This is a genomic window from Acinetobacter sp. ANC_7682 (genome assembly GCF_056779795.1).
In genome coordinates this window covers 1-14875 of the sequence record NZ_JBWYIQ010000031.1, presented here as the reverse complement: position 1 = coordinate 14875, position 14875 = coordinate 1, and the positions used below count along the sequence as shown (strand labels likewise).

The 14875-nt window shown below is 40.0% G+C and carries 15 protein-coding genes and 1 pseudogene; 12 read left to right on the top strand and 4 right to left on the bottom strand.

The annotated features are described in order from the left end of the window. Positions 1–20 precede the first annotated feature (20 nt). Both AC1M9D_RS11515 and AC1M9D_RS11510 read left to right on the top strand, forming a co-directional pair. On the top strand, positions 21–509 hold the full coding sequence (locus AC1M9D_RS11515; protein WP_481612222.1) for a methylated-DNA--[protein]-cysteine S-methyltransferase: 489 nt from the start codon (positions 21–23) through the stop codon (positions 507–509). A 36-nt stretch (positions 510–545) separates the two neighbouring features. Continuing rightward, positions 546–1214: a nuclease-related domain-containing protein gene (locus AC1M9D_RS11510; protein WP_051586594.1), complete on the top strand. Its 669-nt coding sequence runs from the start codon at positions 546–548 to the stop codon at positions 1212–1214. Positions 1215–1245: 31 nt separating this feature from the next. Here the strand turns inward: AC1M9D_RS11510 and AC1M9D_RS11505 are convergent, their stop codons facing one another. Next, positions 1246–2013, bottom strand: coding sequence for a hydroxymethylpyrimidine/phosphomethylpyrimidine kinase (locus AC1M9D_RS11505; protein WP_035268321.1), 768 nt, complete (start codon positions 2011–2013; stop codon positions 1246–1248). Between the two features lie 83 nt (positions 2014–2096). On the opposite strand from AC1M9D_RS11505, the gene AC1M9D_RS11500 reads away from it, so the two are divergent. Beyond that, positions 2097–2744: an HAD-IA family hydrolase gene (locus AC1M9D_RS11500; protein WP_481590792.1), complete on the top strand. Its 648-nt coding sequence runs from the start codon at positions 2097–2099 to the stop codon at positions 2742–2744. Positions 2745–2796: 52 nt separating this feature from the next. On the opposite strand, the gene AC1M9D_RS11495 is transcribed toward AC1M9D_RS11500, so the two are convergent. Next, positions 2797–3261 carry a winged helix-turn-helix transcriptional regulator gene (locus tag AC1M9D_RS11495; protein ID WP_092768640.1) on the bottom strand — a complete coding sequence of 155 codons (465 nt, stop codon included), beginning with the start codon at positions 3259–3261 and terminating at the stop codon, positions 2797–2799. A gap of 138 nt (positions 3262–3399) precedes the next feature. Between AC1M9D_RS11495 and AC1M9D_RS11490 the strand changes: the two genes are divergently transcribed. From AC1M9D_RS11490 to AC1M9D_RS11475, 4 genes are all read left to right on the top strand, one after another. Next, positions 3400–4659, top strand: a complete 1260-nt coding sequence (locus AC1M9D_RS11490) for a D-amino acid dehydrogenase (RefSeq protein ID WP_481592386.1) — start codon at positions 3400–3402, stop codon at positions 4657–4659. 44 nt (positions 4660–4703) lie between these two features. Beyond that, complete coding sequence (gene alr, locus AC1M9D_RS11485) at positions 4704–5807, top strand: alanine racemase (RefSeq protein WP_481612221.1); 1104 nt, start codon at positions 4704–4706, stop codon at positions 5805–5807. 56 nt (positions 5808–5863) lie between these two features. Beyond that, entirely contained in the window at positions 5864–6223 is a 360-nt protein-coding gene (locus AC1M9D_RS11480) for a RidA family protein (RefSeq protein ID WP_035268302.1), read from the top strand. 134 nt (positions 6224–6357) lie between these two features. Next, positions 6358–7779 carry an amino acid permease gene (locus tag AC1M9D_RS11475; RefSeq protein ID WP_092768649.1) on the top strand — a complete coding sequence of 474 codons (1422 nt, stop codon included), beginning with the start codon at positions 6358–6360 and terminating at the stop codon, positions 7777–7779. A 49-nt stretch (positions 7780–7828) separates the two neighbouring features. Here AC1M9D_RS11475 and AC1M9D_RS11470 read toward each other — a convergent pair whose 3' ends face one another. Continuing rightward, on the bottom strand, positions 7829–8281 hold the full coding sequence (locus AC1M9D_RS11470; protein WP_035268308.1) for a CopD family protein: 453 nt from the start codon (positions 8279–8281) through the stop codon (positions 7829–7831). Positions 8282–8309: 28 nt separating this feature from the next. Next, entirely contained in the window at positions 8310–9539 is a 1230-nt protein-coding gene (locus AC1M9D_RS11465) for a beta-ketoacyl synthase N-terminal-like domain-containing protein (RefSeq protein ID WP_481612220.1), read from the bottom strand. Between the two features lie 272 nt (positions 9540–9811). Here AC1M9D_RS11465 and AC1M9D_RS11460 point away from each other — a divergent pair, with 272 nt between their 5' ends. From AC1M9D_RS11460 to AC1M9D_RS11440, 5 genes and pseudogenes are all read left to right on the top strand, one after another. After that, on the top strand, positions 9812–11239 hold the full coding sequence (locus tag AC1M9D_RS11460) for an EcsC family protein (RefSeq protein WP_481612219.1): 1428 nt from the start codon (positions 9812–9814) through the stop codon (positions 11237–11239). A 171-nt stretch (positions 11240–11410) separates the two neighbouring features. Continuing rightward, entirely contained in the window at positions 11411–11785 is a 375-nt protein-coding gene (gene rpsL / locus AC1M9D_RS11455; RefSeq protein WP_004648013.1) for a 30S ribosomal protein S12, read from the top strand. Positions 11786–11965: 180 nt separating this feature from the next. Beyond that, positions 11966–12436: a 30S ribosomal protein S7 gene (gene rpsG, locus AC1M9D_RS11450; RefSeq protein ID WP_004648014.1), complete on the top strand. Its 471-nt coding sequence runs from the start codon at positions 11966–11968 to the stop codon at positions 12434–12436. A 131-nt stretch (positions 12437–12567) separates the two neighbouring features. Beyond that, positions 12568–14703 (top strand): elongation factor G, encoded by a 2136-nt coding sequence (fusA, locus tag AC1M9D_RS11445; protein ID WP_092768658.1) that lies wholly within the window; start codon positions 12568–12570, stop codon positions 14701–14703. Between the two features lie 92 nt (positions 14704–14795). After that, positions 14796–14875, top strand: a pseudogene (locus AC1M9D_RS11440) (hypothetical protein); the annotation flags it as partial.

Sequence of the window (14875 nt, the reverse complement as noted above, 5' to 3'; positions counted from 1 at the left end):
ACTTACAAGCGATTAAAAAAATGACTCAGCTTTATTTAAAAAAAATAATGACACCTGTCGGTGAACTTAAATTGGTTGCTCATGATCAAGCATTGATTGTTGTCGCTTGGGAAAATGCACTTCCTCAGTTTATTCAAAATCAAATAATCATTCAGCGGGATGATCACGAGATTTTATGCATTGCCGAAAAACAGCTTCGCGAATATTTTTTAAAACAACGTCAGGTATTTGATTTGCCCATAGAACTTTATGGCACAGAATTCCAACGCTCGGTATGGAATGCGCTGTTAAAAATTCCTTTTGGAGAGTCTAGAACGTATAAGCAAATCGCTGAGCAGGTTGGGAATATAAAAGCGGTAAGAGCTGTAGGCTTGGCCAATGGAAAAAATCCTATCGCGATCATTGTACCTTGTCATCGTGTAATAGGTGCTAATGGCAAGCTGGTTGGATTTTCAGGTGGTGTGGAGAATAAGCTTAAGCTGCTGCAGCTTGAAGATGATAAGAGGTGATGTTATAACAGCATAAACATATGAAATATAAAAATTATGTCTAATGAAAATCCTATAATTACAATTGTTGTTAATCTCATATCGCAGTTATGGTGGTTGATCTTAATTCTAGCAATCATCCCTGTATTCAAAATGTTTGTACCTTATATCAAAGGAAAATTGGGTGAATACATTGTCCAATATCATGCAAAAAAATTTTTGAATGAGGACTATATTTTACTGAATGATCTAACATTTTTGGATCAGGACAATCAGACCACACAGATTGACCATATTTTATTGAGTCCTTATGGAATATTTGTGATTGAGACCAAAAACTATAAAGGTTGGATTTTTGGCTCATCACATCAAAAAATGTGGACTCAAAAAATTTATAAATCTAGCCATAAATTTCAAAATCCATTGCACCAAAACTACAAGCATATAAAGGTTTTAGAGGGATTGTTAAAAGATTTAATCGATTCAAATCTGTCGATACATGGGTTAATAGTTTTCGTGCCTAATTGTGAGTTTAAAACACCAATTCCTGTACATGTTCATTGGGGTAAAAGTTGGATTGAAGAAGTTAAAAGCTACCAAATGAAAGTGATTGATGATCGTAGACTACAGAGAATTAAATATCGTATTGAAAAAGCAGCGCTTCAAAAATCGTGGAAAACCAATAGAGAACATATCCGATCAGTCAAAGAAAGACTAAAAGATTAATAAAAAAGCCCACAGTCAGTGGGCTTTTTATTTAGAAGCGTTTTGGAATTCTTTGGCCACCTTCAACTGGGATTTCAGCACGTTTTAATACACCAAATAGCCATGTTTCCGCATGGTGAACTGCATTTTTAATTTGATCACCTTGTGCCAACCTCCCTGCAATAAAACTAGCAAGAGAACAGCCTGAACCATGATACTCACCTTCAAGACGAGGGCATTTTGTTTCAGAGACCATATCACCGTTAATGTAGAGTGCATTTCTAATATAAGTCGGTGTGTCTTCGTGACCACCTTTGACTAATACAGCTTTAGCACCCATTTCAAATAACTTCTGTGTGGCTTGATCTAAATCTTCACAGCCTGTTAATGCGCGAAGTTCAACGGTATTGGGTGTAAGAATCGTAGCAAGAGGAATCAATTCAACAAAAGCCTTGACCAATGTTGCTTGATTTCCTAATGAGCCACCACTATTGGCAACCAAAACTGGATCGAGTACGTATTGGAAATCAGGATGTGCTCTTAGGAATTCTGCCAAAGCGGCGATATTGTCGGTAGTGCCGAGCATGCCAGATTTCACTACTTTGATAGGAAGATCATTCACTACAGCATTCGCTTGAGCCAGCAGTAAATCTTTTGAGGTTGCTTCAAATCCAAAAACTTGTTGAGAGTTTTGAATGGTTAACGCTGTACATGCGATTGCTGCATGAGCACCACTTTGGCCGATCGCTTCAATATCTGCTTGTAAGCCAGCACCACCAGATGGATCTAAACCAGAAAAGCACAATACAGTAGGGCGCACAACAATGTCCTTCATCGATCAATTTGGAGTAGTATAGGCAAGTTTCTGAGAAGTCTCGATAGCATTTCTAAAAAAGGTACAGCATGATTAAAAATATTCTCATTGATTTAGATGGAACGCTAACTGATCCTAAAGTGGGTATTACGACTTCTGCACGTTATGGTTTAGAAAAAGTAGGTCATCTTATCGCGGAGGATGAGAATATTGATTGGATTATTGGACCACCTTTAAAAGCCTCGTTGGCCAAAATTTTGAAGGTTGATGTGAATGATGATTTGGCGGAACAGGCTTTACTTGGTTATCGTGAACGCTTTGCTGTAAAAGGTTTATTTGAAAATTTATTATTTGAAGATGTAACAGAGACATTGGCAACACTTAAGAATAAAGGTTACAGATTGTTTTTAGCTACTGCAAAGCCTGAAGTGTATGCTCAGAAAATTCTTGAACATTTCAATCTTACACCGTATTTTGATTATGCCTATGGCAGTGAGTTAAATGGTGACCGCACCAATAAAGCTGAACTTATTGCATATATTTTAGAGCAAGAAAAAATTAAGCCTGAAACCTGTTTGATGGTAGGGGACCGAGAGCATGACATTATCGGTGCTCGAAAAAATGGAATTGAAACGATTGCGGTGGAATACGGTTATGGCAGTGATGCAGAGTTAGCCGCTGCTGCACCCAAAGCCAGAATTCAAGCTTTCCATCAAATTTTAAATTATGTTGATTAATCTAAACCGACATTCGAGCTAAAGAGCAATTCACGAGATTGCTCTTCGCAGCTTAGCTTAAATCTAAATATAAGGATTCTTTGACCTCTTCCATCACGATGTAACTATGGGAGGATGCTGAGGACGGAAGCATTTTAAGCAGGTCACCCAGTAGTTGGCGATAAGCACTCATTTCTTTTAGTCTCGCTTTCACCAAGTAATCGAATTCACCTGAAATTAAATGACACTCTAATACCTCAGGTATCTCAACTAAATTCTTGGCGACTTGATCAAAAACATCTCCAGATTTCGCCGATAATTTAATTTCTAGAAAGACGAGTAAATTACGCTCCAATAACTCCGGATTTAAGCGGGCGTAATAGCCCATAATAATGCCATCTCGTTCTAGTCTTTTCACTCTTTCCGAGCATGGGGTTGTAGAAAGATTTACTTTTGCAGCCAGTTCACTAATGGCAATACGACCGTCCTTTTGCAGAATATCTAAAATCATACGATCAGTGCGATCTAATTTCCGCATGAATAATTTCCTTATTTTTTAATTTTTTCAGGATAAAACCCTTAAATTACCTAAATTATAACGATTAAAAGAGTGAAAAAAACTATTAAAGCAAAAATATACTAGTGAAATAAACTACACAGTGCTGAGGGATAGTTCATGCGCGTTATTGTATTAGGTAGTGGTGTCATTGGTGTTGCAAGTGCGTATTACCTAGCGCAACAAGGAGCAAGCGTCACTGTATTAGATCGTCAATCAGGTCCTGCCGAAGAAACGAGTTTTGGCAATGCAGGACAGATTTCTCCTGGGTATTCTACACCATGGGCCGCACCAGGAATTCCATTTAAAGCGGTTAAATGGATGTTTCAACATCATGCACCATTAGCAATTAATGTAGATGGAAGCTTGTGGCAGCTGAAATGGATGGCTCAAATGTTGAAGAACTGCAATGCGGCACATTACGCTATCAATAAAGAGCGTATGGTACGTGTTGCTGAATACAGTCGAGATTGTTTAAGAGAATTACGCGAAAATATTGGCATATCTTATGAGAATCGTTCAAAAGGAACATTACAAATTTTTCGTAAGGATGCGCAATTAGACGCAGTTCAACGAGACATTGAAGTTTTAAAAGAAACAGGTGTCGAATTTGAGTTATTAGATCGTGAAGGTCTAGGTCGAGTTGAGCCTGCTTTAGCGGAAGTTAAAGACAAATTGGTCGGTGGTTTACATCTTCCAAATGATGAGACTGGCGATTGCTATATCTTTACCAACGCGCTTGCTGAATATGCAAAAGGTATTGGTGTTGAGTTTAAATTTAATCAAAATGTTGAAAAACTCGTAGTTGAAGGTGATGAAATTAAAGGCGTTGTTGTCGACGGTCAAGTACTTACAGCAGATCGTTATGTACTTGCCTTCGGTAGCTATTCACGAGATTTTATTAAACCATTAGGTCTAGATTTGCCCATTTATCCAGTAAAGGGATATTCATTAACTATACCTATCGTGGATGCGCAATATGCGCCTCAATCAACCGTATTGGATGAAACCTACAAGATTGCAATAACTCGTTTTGATCAACGAATTCGTGTTGGTGGGATGGCTGAGTTAAGTGGTTTTAATAAAGAGTTAAATGAGGATCGCCGTGGCACCTTAGAGATGGTAACACGTGATTTGTTCCCAGGTGGAGATATGGCACAAGCCAGTTTCTGGACGGGACTACGACCGATGACACCAGACAGTACGCCTATTATCGGTGCGACTAAATATAAGAATCTATTTTTAAATACTGGACATGGCACGCTCGGCTGGACCATGGCATGTGGTTCTGGAAAGCTGATTAGTGATTTAGTGCTGAATCGGACTCCAGAGATTAGTACCGATGGACTTTCAATTCAACGTTATAACCACGCAGCTTAAAGGCTGCGTGGTTTGCTATTAAAAAATATAATAGGACAAGGAATATGTCTCGCCCGATACAGGCTGTCATTCATTTAAACGCAATCAAACATAATTTGAAAGTTGCTAAGCAACATGTGCCAAATGCCCAAATTTTTGCTGTTGTAAAAGCTAATGCTTATGGCCATGGGATCGAGCGCATTTATTCAGCCTTAAAGGATGCTGATGGGATTGCACTTCTAGAGCTGAGTGAAGCACAACGAGTTCGAGATTTAGGTTGGAAAGGCCCAATTTTGCTTTTGGAAGGTATCTTTCAAGAAGCGGGTTTACAGTTGTGTCATGATTTGGAACTTCAATTTACCGTTCATAATGAGATTCAAGTCGAATGGATTAATCGGTGCGGTTTAGATGCTCATTTTAATATTTTTCTGAAAATGAACAGTGGCATGAATCGTTTAGGATTCCAACCTCAACGTTACTCTGAAATTTGGAGTCTGTTAACTGAATTGCCGCAAGTGTCATCAATCACTCACATGACACATTTTTCTGATGCTGATGGCGAGCGCTTGAATCAGGTTGGCGTTGACTATCAAATTTCAGTATTCAATCAAATCGTCAGTGCTTTAGGTGGTCCTTGCTCAGTAAGTAATAGCGCAGCCATTCTTAGACATGCCAATCATGTCCACTCTAACATTGTACGTAGTGGCATTATGTTGTATGGGAGTTCACCGGATTATCCAACCCATACTATTCAAGATTGGGACTTAAAACCAACAATGTCTTTAAGAAGTGAATTGATTGCAATTCAAGAAATTAATCCTCAGCAAAGTATTGGCTATGGATCGACATTTTTTGCAGATCAAGCTATGAAAATTGGCATTGTCGCTTGTGGATATGCAGATGGATATCAACGGATTACTCAATCTGGCACAACAGTGCTTGTGAATGGACAAAAAACTTCTTTGATTGGTCGTGTAAGTATGGACATGCTAGCTGTTGATATCACGCATATTGAAGATGCAAAAATTGGCAGTGAAGTCGTACTGTGGGGCGTCTCAAAGTACGGAAGTTTGTTACCGATTGATGAGGTCGCTGCAGGAGCGAGTACTGTGGGATATGAGTTAATGTGTGGCGTAACGACGCGGGTTCCATTTGTTCTAGAAATTTAATGTTAAAAATTCAATGATCAACACTAGGATCGATACTGAGTAATCAAGGAATTAATATGCAAAATCAGGATATTCAAAAATTCAATAGTAATGGCGTGATGAGTGCAGTTACAGTCTTTAATCAAGTGGCTTATCTTTCTGGTCAAGTACCTAAGATTACGACGCCTGATATCGCCTTACAAACGAAAGATGTGCTGAATACAATCGACGCTCTTTTGGCTCAAGTAGGCACAGATAAATCTCGTTTATTGTCAGCACAAGTTTTCGTGAAGAATTTGGAAGATTTTCAAATCTTCAATCAAATTTGGATTGAATGGATGGAGGATTCAATACCACCATCACGAGCAACCATTCAGGCTGACCTCGTTAATCCAGAATGGTTAATTGAGATCGCAGTGATTGCTGCATTGAAATAACTGAATATAAGTAAGACTTCACGAGGAAGAGTCATTTATGGCTCCTCTCATAATAACAAAATCTCTCGAATCTCAGTTTGAAGCGGAATTTAGGCTGATCGATTAGATTAGATGGTGTAAAAGGATGTTGAATAATGACAACCACAAATATTGATGAACAATCATCTCCCAATGAATTACAGCGTAAGCTTTCAAATCGACATTTACAACTCATCGCCATCGGTGGAGCGATTGGTACAGGGTTGTTTATGGGCTCAGGAAAAACGATTTCACTTGCAGGACCTTCAATCATCATCATTTATATGATTATTGGTGCTATGTTTTTTTTCTTGATGCGTGCCCTTGGTGAAATTCTTTTATCTAATCTGCACTACAAATCATTTATTGATATGGCACATGATCTCATTGGACCAGGTGCAGGGTATTATATTGGTTGGTCCTATTGGCTGGGATGGATTTTGGTCGGTATTGCTGATTTAGCAGCAATTATCAATTATCTCAGTTTTTGGTTACCTCCAGATCAAATGTTTACCCCAATGGGGCAAGCAGCGATTAGTGCAGGATGTGTCTTATTCATACTCGCAATTAACTTAGTCACTGTAAAACTTTTTGGTGAAATTGAGTTTTGGTTTGCATTAATCAAAATTTTAGCTATTATTGGATTGATCTTGGTGGGTGCCTTCATGGTGTTTACGAGTTTTCAGTCACCAAGTGGTGCTGTTGCAAGCTTCAGTAACATTTGGTCTCATGGTGGAATGTTCCCGAAAGGAACCATGGGCTTTTTGGCAGGCTTTCAAATCGCAATGTTTGCCTTTGTTGGTGTAGAGTTACTCGGGACGATGGCTGCGGAAACCAAAGATCCTGAAAAAAATTTACCAAAAGCGGTTAATGCTATTCCGACACGTATTATCATTTTCTATGTGCTTTCGTTGATCATGATTATGTCTGTGACACCTTGGATCAATATCCCAGCAGATCAAAGTCCATTTGTGACATTATTTTTATTTGCGGGTATTGGTTCAGCTGCTGTGATTATGAACCTAGTGGTTTTGTCTTCTGTGATGTCTTCCATGAACAGTGGCGTCTTTTCTACCAGTCGAATGTTATTTGGATTGGCACGTGACGGCCAAGCCCCTCAAAAGCTAGCAGAACTTTCAAGTCGTGCCGTACCTGCTAAGGGATTAATCTTTTCATGTACATTTATTATGGCCGGTGCAGCATTTCAGTATTTTGTGCCAAATACGATGGAAGCTTTTACATTAGCAAGTTCGCTGTGTGTGATTCTTTTCATTAGTATTTGGGCGATTATCATGGTGTGCTATATACGCTACCGTAAATTGCGACCTGAGCTACATGAAAAGTCGAATTTTAAAATGCCGGGTGGAGTGGCAATGTCATACGTTGTATTGGCATTTTTGCTATTTGCATTAATCATTTTAAGTTTAGAGCCAGACACGCTGAAAGCTTTGATGATTAGTCCAATCTGGTTAATTCTGTTGGCTGTAACATATCGTGTTCTTTATAAACCACGTATGCGTAAGCGTAACCATAATTAATTTTTAGAGAAAAAAACCTCCACGAATGGAGGTTTTTTATATTCTTTAGTTAGAATGTAGGTTTGACCACAACTAAAATTACAACTGCGAATAAGATCAATGTGGGCATTTCGTTGAAATAGCGCCAGAACTTATGACTTTTATAGTGTGCATTATCAATGAGTTTTTTACGGTAATATCCACACATTAGGTGGTATATGACCAGTAATCCGACTAAACCAACTTTTAAATAAAACCATAAAGCTTCATGATAATGTCGAGTTGCATCACCCCAGTCCACTAAAAAATGTGCAGTGATCAATGTTGCGATCATCGCAGGCCACATAATGCCACGATAAAGCTTACGTTCCATGACTTCAAAGCGTTGATGGCTTATGGCATCGTCACTCATCGCATGATAAACATAAAGCCGTGGTAGATAGAACAAAGCAGCGAACCAACATACCACAGCAATAATATGTAATGCTTTTACCCATAGGAAAGCATCTGAAGGAGCATCCATCTAATCACCCATTATGGGCGGAATTAAATTAGCCTTCCCATTTCTTGAAAATGAGGCAGGCATTTACGCCGCCGAAACCAAAACTGTTACTCATTACAGTATTCAGTTTTGTATCGCGTTTTTCAAGTACGATATCAAATGGTTTCGCACCTTCATCAAGCTCAGTTACATTGATGTTTGGTGCAATAAAGTCATTCTGCATCATGAGAATAGAGTAAATCGCTTCTTGTACACCTGCAGCACCTAAGCTATGACCTGTCATAGATTTTGTTGAACTTAAAGGTGGTACTTGACCTTCACCGAATGCGCGTTCCATTGCTTTCAATTCAGTCACATCACCAGCTGGTGTAGATGTGCCGTGTGTATTTACATAATCAATTTTTTCAACACCATGCTGTTTTGCTTCATCGAGTGCCATCAAGATGCAACGTGTTGCACCTTCACCTGATGGTGCGACCATATCAGCACCATCAGAGTTGGCTGCATATGCAACGACTTCAGCAAGAATATTTGCACCGCGCGCTTGAGCATGCTCAAGAGATTCAAGTACCACGAAACCACCGCCGCCAGCAATGACAAAACCATCACGATCAGCAGAGTAAGGGCGAGAAGCGTTTTCTGGTGAGTCATTATATTTTGAGCATAAAGCACCCATTGCATCAAATAATAGACTTTGTGACCAATGGTCTTCTTCACCACCACCAGCGAGCATTAGATCCTGTTTGCCAAGTTGAATCAGGTTGTATGCGTAACCAATGGCATCAGCTGAGGTTGCACAAGCACTTGTAATAGAGTGAGCGATACCTTGTAATTTGAATGCCACACCAACGTTAGCTGTAATAGTATTTGACATATTGCGTGGAACAAAGAAAGGGCCAATTTTACGTGCGCCTTTCTCTTCAAGAAGTTCAATCATTTCAGCGACAGAAGCTGTAGAGTTGCCGCCTGAACCACCCGCAATACCATAACGAGGATTGCCCGCAAGATCTTCAGCGGTTAGACCCGCATTTTCAACCGCAGCGACTGCAGCGTTATAGGCATACATCGCACATACACCCATGAAGCGTTTCAGTTTACGGTCAATACCGTCAAAATTTTGTTCTGCTGCAGCACTAACATGACTTTTAAAATTAAGTTCAGCATAAGTTGGGTTAAAACGTGTGCCTGAAATACCATTTTGTAAGGCATGATTTACATCTTCTAATGTATTACCAATGCATGAGTTAATGCCCATACCAGTGATTACAACACGTTTCATTTACAATTCCCTATTATGGTGAAGTCATTTTATGGAAAAATTCACATCGATTTGATTGGATGTAAAAGACCATAAGATCTTGTCAAAAATTCGTATCATGATATCAGAATCTATTTTAAATTCTTATGGCAAATCAATATCGCAGCGTTAAAACGCTTATTGGCAGATATGTTCACTATATTGCAACCGAATAAAACACGATAAAGTTGAGATAACTCTTGACTGCACATAGAATTTTAAACATAAGTGATAAATGCGAAGGAGGGTTGTAAATGGCAAATTCTAATAATAAGCAATCTAGCGGACTGGTATCAAAAGCATTTGGAGTGGCTAAAAAGCTCAGTGCTACTGGATTTGAACTGGCACAACATGTTGCACCAGGATCAATTGCGAAATTGACGCAACAACCTGATCCACAAAAAATTATTGACATAACTTTAGATGAGAGAAAAATGACTGAACAAAAAAAGTACGAAACCCCTCAACAATTATTTCGTGATCATGTCCCCCAAGTTTCTCAAAAAATTTTTGGTCGTCATTACAGTAAATTAAATAATGTTGCTTCTTTTATCTCTCCGGACTTAAACAACAAAGTTGCAGATTATTTTTTTGATAAATTGAATGATTTTGTTTCTGAGTTAAGTTCAGTTGAGCATGTATTAAAGGAAGTTGGTGCAAAAAGCTTGGATGAACTTAAATCAAGCCCTGATCGTGCGAATCGTATCGGTGAAGCATTAGCCAATCAAAATAAATTCATTGCAGCGGTTCAGGGGGCAGTGTCTGGTGCGACAGGCGTAGTTGGTACGGCCATCGATATTCCTTTCTCGTTGGCATTTACGTTGCGTAGTATTTACCAAGAAGGGCGCGCGCACGGTTTTGAACTTAATCATCGTCAAGAGCAAGAGATCGTTGAGTATGTATTCAAACAAGTCGATTTAGGTGTTATTGCGGAAAAGCAAACACTTTTAGTGGCATTAAGAACAGTCGCAAATTTATTGGAAACACAAGATACTCATCAGCTACAAACCCTATTGGGCTCTAGTAACGACTTCACGGCTTTAAAAAATTGGCTGAGTAATCCTGAGGGTGGTTATAAATGGAATTGGTTGAATCAGATTCCTCAAATTTCAATTTTATCTAAATTAGCACCTGTGGCTGGTGCTGGTATTGGTGCAGTATATAGCTGGCGTTTGGTGGAAGAGGCTCATTCTAAAGCTAGAGCTGTTTTTTCTGGAGCACAGCAGTACATTCTCCAACATCCAGATGAGCAGGTATCTGTTCAGGAGGCCTTTGAGCGCGGCACAGAATTATTAAAGCAGTCCTCACTCGCATTGAATTCCGCAGCGTCAATCAATAATGAGTTAGTGGTTGAGGTTGAAGAGTTTGCAAAAAAACTTGAAGGAGAAGAGTCTATTCAAGTTGATGAGTCTGCAGTTCATAATGATTCAATTTCAGCAATTAAAATTGAAGCAAAAACTGCGGAGTCTGAAAAAGAAGAAGCGGTCAGTGTTGAGGATGGTCTTAAGGCCTTAGCTGAAAAACATGTGGAATCGGCTTCTAATGAAAGTGTTCAAGACGCTGATAAAGACCAGCCTCAAGGCGAACCTATTGTGCACGTAAAAGCACCCCCTAAGCGTCGTAATTCAAAAAAGAAAGACGAAGCAGCAAACTCACTACCTACGTCACAGAAAAAACAATAAATTTAGTTATGAATGGTTGATCAAATCATTCTGAAAATTTCATTGTAAGCACACAATGGTCAATATTTGATGTCATGTTGAATGTTGACCATTTTTACTTCTTGGCTTACAATTGCATGCCCTCAAAAAGTAGTATTTTTTGGGGCTTTTTATTAACGGGAGAATTGCCACATGGCAACAACAAATCAGTTGATCCGTAAGGGTCGTACGACTTTGATTGAAAAATCAAAAGTTCCTGCGTTGAAGGCTTGTCCACAACGTCGTGGTGTTTGTACACGTGTTTACACAACTACACCTAAAAAACCTAACTCAGCAATGCGTAAAGTTTGCCGTGTTCGCTTAACTTCAGGTTTCGAAGTATCTAGCTATATCGGTGGTGAAGGCCATAACCTACAAGAGCACAGTGTTGTTCTTATCCGTGGTGGTCGTGTTAAAGACTTACCAGGTGTACGTTACCATACCGTTCGTGGTTCTTTAGACTGTGCTGGTGTTAAAGATCGTAACCAGTCTCGTTCTAAATACGGTACTAAGCGTCCTAAGAAATAATCTAATTAGATCATTTTCTTAAACGTATAGAACTGCAATCCTTTATCGTCTCGCTTGTCTGATTTCTGCATTTAATTTTGTGAAATTCAAGCGACGTGTAGTAAGGCCAGCGAATAGTACATGACACTTTGTACTGCTGCTGGATAAACCTGAAGTGTCATATTTATAGGTAGTATTAAAATGCCAAGACGTCGCGTAGTCGCTGCTCGTGAAATCCTTCCGGATCCTAAGTTCGGCAGCCAAACAATCGCTAAGTTCATGAACCACGTAATGCAAGATGGTAAAAAATCTATTGCTGAAAGTATCGTTTACGGTGCTTTAGACCGCGTTCAAGAAAAATCTAAAGTAGACCCAGTTGAATTTTTCGAGACTACTCTTGAAAAAGTTCGTCCTATGGTCGAAGTAAAAGCACGCCGTGTTGGTGGTGCTACATACCAAGTTCCTATGGAAGTACGCCCATCCCGTCGTACTGCTCTAGCGATGCGTTGGTTAGTAGATGCTGCTGCTAAGCGTTCTGAAAAAACTATGGCGTTACGCCTTGCTGGTGAGTTGCTTGACGCAGCTGAAGGTAAAGGTTCAGCGATCAAGAAACGTGAAGATGTGCATCGTATGGCTGAAGCCAACAAAGCCTTCTCTCACTACCGTTTCTAAGCGGATAAAACAGCCCCTATTCAGGAGGGTGGTAAGTCGGGTTTCACTGATTTGTCATCGAATCGCTTTAAGCTGCTCAGCAGCTTAAAGCGTCCTGTTTTAAACAACAAAATTTAGGAATGCAAGAAATCATGGCTCGTCAAACCCCAATTTCTCGTTACCGTAACATTGGTATCTCAGCACACATTGATGCTGGTAAAACAACGACTTCTGAACGTATTTTGTTCTACACAGGTGAGAGCCACAAACTAGGTGAAACTCACGAAGGTTCAGCAACAACTGACTGGATGGAACAAGAGCAAGAACGTGGTATTACCATTACTTCAGCAGCAGTAACTTGCTTCTGGAAAGGTATGGGTAACCAGTTCGAACAACACCGTATTAACGTAATTGACACACCGGGACACGTTGACTTCACGATCGAAGTTGAGCGTTCTATGCGTGTTCTTGACGGCGCGTGCATGGTTTACTGTGCTGTAGGTGGTGTACAACCTCAGTCAGAAACTGTATGGCGTCAAGCAAATAAATATAAAGTACCTCGTATTGCGTTCGTTAACAAAATGGACCGTACTGGTGCAAACTTCTTCCGTGCTGTTGAACAAGTAAAAACACGTCTTGGTGGTAATCCAGTGCCAATCGTGATTCCTGTTGGCGCAGAAGAAAACTTCCAAGGTGTAGTAGACCTTATCGAAATGAAAGCGATTATCTGGGATGAAGCATCTCAAGGTATGAAGTTTGAATACGGTGAAATTCCTGCTGACCTTGTTGAGCTTGCTCAAGAATGGCGTACGAACATGGTTGAAGCTGCTGCAGAAGCATCAGAAGAACTCATGGATAAGTACCTTGAAGAAGGCGATTTAACTAAAGAAGAAATCGTTAATGGTCTTCGTGCGCGTACATTGTTGAATGAAATTCAGCCAATGCTTTGTGGTTCAGCGTTCAAAAACAAAGGTGTTCAACGTATGTTGGATGCTGTTATTGAATTCTTACCAGCACCTACTGACGTTGAAGCAATTAAAGGTATCTTAGACGACAAAGATGAGACAGAAGGTTCTCGCGAAGCGTCTGATGAAGCACCGTTTGCTGCGCTTGCGTTCAAAATCATGAACGACAAATTCGTAGGTAACTTAACATTCGTTCGTGTTTACTCAGGTGTTTTAAAAGCTGGTAGTGCAGTGTATAACCCTGTTAAATCTAAACGTGAACGTGTTGGTCGTATTGTACAGATGCACGCTAATGACCGTCATGACATCGAAGAAATTCGTGCGGGCGATATCGCGGCATGTGTAGGTCTTAAAGACACGACTACAGGTGATACACTTTGTGACGAAAACAATGTGATCACGTTAGAGCGTATGGAATTCCCAGAGCCGGTAATTGCACTTGCAGTTGAACCTAAAACTAAAGCTGACCAAGAAAAAATGTCAGTTGCTTTAGGTCGTTTGGCGAAAGAAGATCCATCATTCCGCGTTCGTACTGACGAAGAATCTGGTCAAACAATTATTGCTGGTATGGGTGAGCTTCACCTTGACATCATCGTTGACCGTATGAAGCGTGAATTCGGTGTTGAAGCGAATATTGGTAAACCAATGGTTGCTTACCGCGAGACGATTAAAAAATCTGTTGAGCAAGAAGGTAAGTTCGTTCGTCAAACTGGTGGTAAAGGTAAATTCGGTCACGTATATGTACGTTTAGAGCCAATGGATCCTGAAGCTGGTAAAGACTACGAGTTCGCTGAAGAAGTTGTCGGCGGTGTTGTACCTAAAGAATTCTTTGGTGCGGTTGACAAAGGTATTCAAGAACGTATGAAGAATGGTGTCCTTGCTGGTTACCCAGTTGTAGGCATCAAAGCGACATTGTTCGATGGTTCTTACCATGATGTCGACTCTGACGAATTATCGTTCAAAATGGCGGGTTCTTACGCATTCCGTGATGGTTTCATGAAAGCAGATCCTGTTCTTCTTGAGCCTATCATGAAAGTTGAAGTAGAAACTCCAGAAGACTACATGGGCGATATCATGGGTGACTTAAACCGTCGTCGTGGTATGGTTCAAGGTATGGATGATTTACCTGGCGGTACTAAAGCAATCCGTGCTGAAGTTCCACTTTCTGAGATGTTCGGTTACGCAACACACATGCGTTCTATGTCTCAAGGTCGTGCGACTTACTCTATGGAATTTGCTAAATATGCTGAAACTCCACGTAACGTGGCTGAAGGCATCATTGCTAAGTTCCAAGCTGGTGGTAAAAAAGGTGACGACGAGTAATCTTTCGATTACTATAAGCCCAACTAATTCATAGTTTAAAACCAAGTGCTCATGGAGTGATCCTCCATGAGTAGTTTAAAAAGGAAGATCTCATGGCTAAGGCTAAGTTTGAACGTAATAAGCCACACGTTAACGTGGGCACAATCGGTCACGTTGACCATGGTAAAACAAC